Source organism: uncultured Mailhella sp. (assembly GCF_944324575.1).
In the GTDB taxonomy this organism is placed as follows: Bacteria; Desulfobacterota; Desulfovibrionia; order Desulfovibrionales; family Desulfovibrionaceae; genus Mailhella.
In genome coordinates this window covers 1-4,706 of record NZ_CALUWV010000138.1, presented here as the reverse complement: position 1 = coordinate 4,706, position 4,706 = coordinate 1, and the positions used below count along the sequence as shown (strand labels likewise).

General features: G+C 61.3%; 4 protein-coding genes. 3 read left to right on the top strand and 1 reads right to left on the bottom strand.

Annotated features, from left to right (window positions below; translation table 11 throughout):
- Positions 1-375: 375 nt before the first annotated feature.
- Positions 376-1,077: a heavy metal-binding domain-containing protein gene (locus tag Q0J81_RS10650; RefSeq protein WP_294447786.1), complete on the bottom strand. Its 702-nt coding sequence runs from the start codon at positions 1,075-1,077 to the stop codon at positions 376-378.
- 521 nt (positions 1,078-1,598) lie between these two features.
- Here Q0J81_RS10650 and qrcA point away from each other — a divergent pair.
- The 3 genes from qrcA to Q0J81_RS10635 all read left to right on the top strand — a co-directional run.
- Entirely contained in the window at positions 1,599-2,234 is a 636-nt protein-coding gene (gene qrcA, locus Q0J81_RS10645; protein WP_294447784.1) for a menaquinone reductase multiheme cytochrome c subunit QrcA, read from the top strand.
- Positions 2,235-2,252: 18 nt separating this feature from the next.
- Positions 2,253-4,325 (top strand): menaquinone reductase molybdopterin-binding-like subunit QrcB, encoded by a 2,073-nt coding sequence (gene qrcB, locus Q0J81_RS10640; protein WP_294447782.1) that lies wholly within the window; start codon positions 2,253-2,255, stop codon positions 4,323-4,325.
- 10 nt (positions 4,326-4,335) lie between these two features.
- Positions 4,336-4,706, top strand: a 371-nt coding sequence (locus Q0J81_RS10635; protein WP_294447781.1) for a 4Fe-4S dicluster domain-containing protein, incomplete at its 3' end; no start/stop codon positions are given.

The following is a 4,706-nucleotide window of genomic DNA, read 5'->3' as shown; positions in this document are numbered from 1 at the left end:
CTTCCGGCCTTTGCGGAACTTTCCTGAATATTTGCGCGGAGCTTTGAGCCTTGCGTTCCCTCCGTGTTTGATAAGAAGCTGAAAGAAACAGGGGGGTGCGGGGGGAATTATTTCCCCCGCATGCCTTTTTGGGGGCCCGGGGGAGATTATCTCCCCGGCGGGGTCAGGGGCGGCGCCCCGCATTGCCTTTCGGGGAACCGGAAGACGCCCCGCCGGGGTTCAGGGGCGGCGTTCCTGTGCCTTCCCGGGGGCCGGGCCGACGCCCCGCGTCCCCCTCCCTTTCCTGCCTTTCCTGTGTTTCCTGCGTTTTCTGACGAAAAAGCCCCGCGCTCCTGAGGGAGGGAGGCGGGGCTTTGGTTCAGCAGGACAGCAGGCCTAGAGGTAGGCGGGGATATGGAACTTTTCGCCCTTGTCGGGGGCGAGTTCGGCGTAGCTTTCGGAGGTGCCGGCCACGATGGGCAGGCGTTCGGACTTGAGCTTGTGGTATTCGGCGGAGAGCTCGCGCATTCTGGTGAAGTCGGGCATGTTGACGGCGCCGTGTTCAAGGGCGGTGCCCACGCAGGAAACGAGCAGCAGGCCGGTGGAGCCGCTCTTCACTTCGAGGCGGATGCCGGAAATGACGTTGGCGCCCATTTCGATGGCCTGAAGCTTGGCCACGTTGATGGCACGGCGTTCGGCCATGCGGATCTTGTTGAGGTAGTCTTCGGACTCGCCGCCGAAGAAGTCGGTGAGCACGTTGGCAAGGCCGGTGAAGGCGCCCACGCCGATGACGGCATAGCCGGAAACCACGCCCTTGACGCCGCTGGTCCAGGTTTCGGGATGCGGAGTGGTAAAGACTTCGATTTCCTGAAGCACCTTGTCCTGATATTCCTTGAGCTCTGCCTTGAGGTCGCCGAGGCGTTCTTCACGCACGAGGGAAAGTTCCTTCACCTTGTCCATGGCACAGGACATGCACATGTCCTCGGCGTCGATGTCGAAACGCGCAAAGTCTGCGATGGTTTCCTTGCACAGATGCCGGATGCCTCCGCGCTTGCTGAATTTTCTGCCACAAATACGACAATCCAAGGACTGCTGCATGCAAGTACCCGCCTTTTGCGTTTGTTTCGGAGACGAGGGACGTTCCCCGGAACGTTGATGAAAAAGGAAGACGGAACACCGCTTCGGCAAAAAGTATAAAAAGGGAAGGCGTCTATGGCAAGTCCCGGGGGATTTCCCCGCTCCGGCGCGGGAACCGGAGGATTCATGGACACTTTAATAAATGAAAAAAATAACATACCTTTTTTTGCAGCGCACAATCAAGAAAAAAAACGGGCGGCCATTCAGGGAAAGAAACGGAAAGATCCTGAAATTTTCCACAGTTAGGGCGGGAATTTCGGCGCATGAGGCCCTTTGGTCTCTTTTGCGCCCGCGCATGAAGGCGAACGAAAGACGTTTTCACCGTTGCAAGCCGCCTCTTTTTGAACTAATATATCAAAGTTCACTGGAACCGTCGCCGTAAAGGCATGGAATTTCAGGCGGTTCCGACATGCCTCCCTTCCGGCCCGGCCGGAAGATGCGCACTGTCTTTTTTATCACCTCAACCAGCACGAGGCATCGGGATGGAGGAGAGGAACAACACAACCACACCGGCGACCGCGGCAAAGAAATGCAGCTGTGGCTGGGGCGCGTTTGTCGTGGGGCTGGTAGTGGCCCTTATTCTGGGATGGTGGGTTCTGCCCAACCTTATGAAGGAAACCAAGAAGCAGCCCATCGCCTTCAGCCATGTCGAGCACGTACAGAATCAGGGCATGACCTGTGAGCAGTGCCACTTCGTACGCGCCGACGGCTCATTCAGCGGGACGCCCACCACCGCACAGTGCGCGGAATGCCATTTCACGGTTCTGGGCTCCAACCCCGAAGAAGCGCGTTTCGTCCGTGAATACGTTCAGACCGGTCGCGAGATCAAGTCGGAATGGCTTGTCTATCAGAAGCAGCCCGACAACGTGTTCTTCAGTCATGCCCTGCACTTCGGTCCTCTGGCCGAACTCAAGGGTCCCAAGGAAACGGCCGAATTCTGCTCGAGGTGTCACCTCAACGTGGCGGAAACGGACGTGCCTCCCGTCTATCGGGAAAACAGGCTTTCGGGCTACTCCGAAAACACCATGCTGATGTGGGGCTGCGAACGTTGCCATGCCGAACACATGGCCATGGGCAACACCAACGCCAGCAACGCCTGCTTCACCTGCCACAAGTAAGGCAAAAGCGAGGAAATCATGGATAGACGAGGATTTCTTAAATTTGCCGCCGGCGGGACCGTGGGCCTCGTGGCGTCTCCCATCATCTGGAACACCCTGTACGACGCCGTGTACTGGACGCAGAACTGGGGCTGGATTCCGCGCCTGAAAAAGGGCGAAAGCCAGTACATTCCCACCGTGAGCAAGCTGTGTCCTTCCGGCACGGGATTTCTTGTGCGCACCGTGGGCGGCGTGCCCGTGCGCACCATCGGCGACAAGAACAACCCCGTGACCCACGGGGCCATGACCGCCCTTGCCGCCGCCGAAGCCGAACTTCGCGTGAGTCCGGCGCGTCTTAAAACGCCGCTGCGCCGCTCCCCCGACGGCGCGTACGTGGCCATAAGCTGGGCCGAAGCCGAAAAGCTCCTCAAGGAAAAGACGCAGCAGGCAGGCTCTTCCGTGGCCGCCGTGTCCGGCGATCCCACGTCGAGCATCAACGAAGTCATGTCCGCCATGCTGAATCAGCTGGGCTCTTCCGACTTCTACTTCATGCCCGACGACGAAAAGCCCGCCGCCGCAGCCTGGGAAGCCATGGGCGGTCAGGGACGGCTCGGCTACGACATGGAAGGCAGCGACTGCATTCTTGCCGTGGGCGCTCCCGTGCTTGAAAGCTGGGGCGTGGTGGCCGCCAACCGCAGCCTGTTCAACCGCACCCATCCCATGGACGGCGAAGCCACGCAGAAGTTCATCTACGCCGGCGCCGTGCAGAACAATACCGCCGCAGGTTCCGATCTGTGGCTGCCCATGAAGAGCGGCACCGACATGGCGCTGCTTCTGGGCATCGCCCATCTTGTCATCAAGGCCGGCAGAACCGGCTTTGCCGCAGGCCTCGGCAACTTCGCCGACTTTGCGGCCGCCTACACCCCCGAAAAGGTGTCCGGCATCACCGGCGTTCCCGTTGAACGCCTCGAAGCCGCGGCCAAGGCCCTCGTCAGCGCCAAAAAGCCTCTCGTCATCGCGGGCAGCGCCCTCGGTGCCGGCGGCAGCGCCGGGCCCGTCATGGTGGCCATTGCCATCAACATGCTGCTCGGCAGCGTGAACCGCGAAGGCGGCCTTCTCGACCTGCCCTTCCCCGTTTCCGTGGTGGCCAACGCCACCGAATACCGCGAAACCATGCGCAAGAGCTTCGTGGACTACACGCAGTCCGTGGCCGCAGGCAAGGCCAAGGCTCCCGCGCTTCTTCTCGTGTACGCGGCCAACCCGGTCTATTCCCTGCCCGCCGATTCCGGCGTGAAGGAAACCATCAGGAAGTCCGGCTTCAGCGTGGCCGTGGCCAGCTTCATGAGCGAGACCTGTGAAGAGTGCGATCTCGTGCTTCCCGCCGCCCTCGGCATGGAAGCCTTCGACGACGTGCAGACGCCCTACGGCTCCGGTCGCGTGACCTACGCGCTGGCCCGTCCCGTGGCCAGACCCTTTGCCGATGCGCGCAGCGCGGGCGAACTGTTCATCGCCCTCGCCCAGGAACTCAAGATCGAGCTCGGCGTGAAGGACATGCCCGACCTTCTTTACAAGCACGCCTACGCCCTCGGCGCGCCCTTCCGCGCCATGATGGACGAAGGCGCCGTGTACACGGCCAAAGTCGCCCTGCCCGCCTCCCCGCTGTTCTACAACTGGGAAGCCATGCGCGCCGCCGCTTCCGCCAGAGGCGCGGAAGGAGATCTTCAGGTGGCTCCCGTGGTGGTGCTTGCCATGGGCACGCCGCAGACGGCCATTCCGCCCTTCGCCACCAAGGTGGTCACCGACTACCAGCTCAAGGGCAAGTACAGCGTGGCGCAGATGAACGGCGCCACCGCCGCCAAACTCAAGGTAAAAGCCGGGGACCTCGTCAGGCTGGTTGCCGGCAACAATGTGGAAATCACCGTGGTTGCCGCCATATTTGAAGGCATCCTGCCCGACACCGTTTCGCTGGTCGCCGGTCTCGGCCATACGGCCTTCGACGAATTCAGCAGAGGCAAGGGCTCGAATGTTCTGGCGCTGACCAGCGTTTGCAGAGAGCCCGGAACCGGACTGCCGGTCTGGGGCCTTGCCGGCGTGAAGGCCGCAAGAGCATAGGGGGGTCGTGATGTCTTCTGAAGTCAAACAGTTCAAGATAAAATGGGGCATGGTCATCGACATCGACAAGTGCACGGGCTGCGGCGCGTGCATGGTGGCCTGCCAGGCGGAAAACAACGTGGCCCCGGCCGTGGACGGCAGCAACAAGCTGCGTTCGCTCAACTGGCTCACCGTGTTCCGTCTTTCCAATCACAAGAGCTTCCCTGATCACGAAGTGGCCTATCTGCCCCGGCCCTGCATGCAGTGCGGCAAGCCTTCCTGCGTGTCGGTATGCCCCGTCATCGCCACCGACAAGCGCGAAGAAGGCGGCATTGTCAGCCAGATTCCGCCCCGCTGCATCGGCTGCCGGTACTGCATGGCCTCGTGTCCTTACCATGCCCG

Bases quoted from the DNA above. Each gene is read 5' to 3' on its own strand.
- qrcA (WP_294447784.1), top strand. From the start codon at position 1,599: ATGGAGGAGAGGAACAACACAACCACACCGGCGACCGCGGCAAAGAAA.
- Q0J81_RS10650 (WP_294447786.1), bottom strand. From the start codon at position 1,077: ATGCAGCAGTCCTTGGATTGTCGTATTTGTGGCAGAAAATTCAGCAAG.
- qrcB (WP_294447782.1), top strand. From the start codon at position 2,253: ATGGATAGACGAGGATTTCTTAAATTTGCCGCCGGCGGGACCGTGGGC.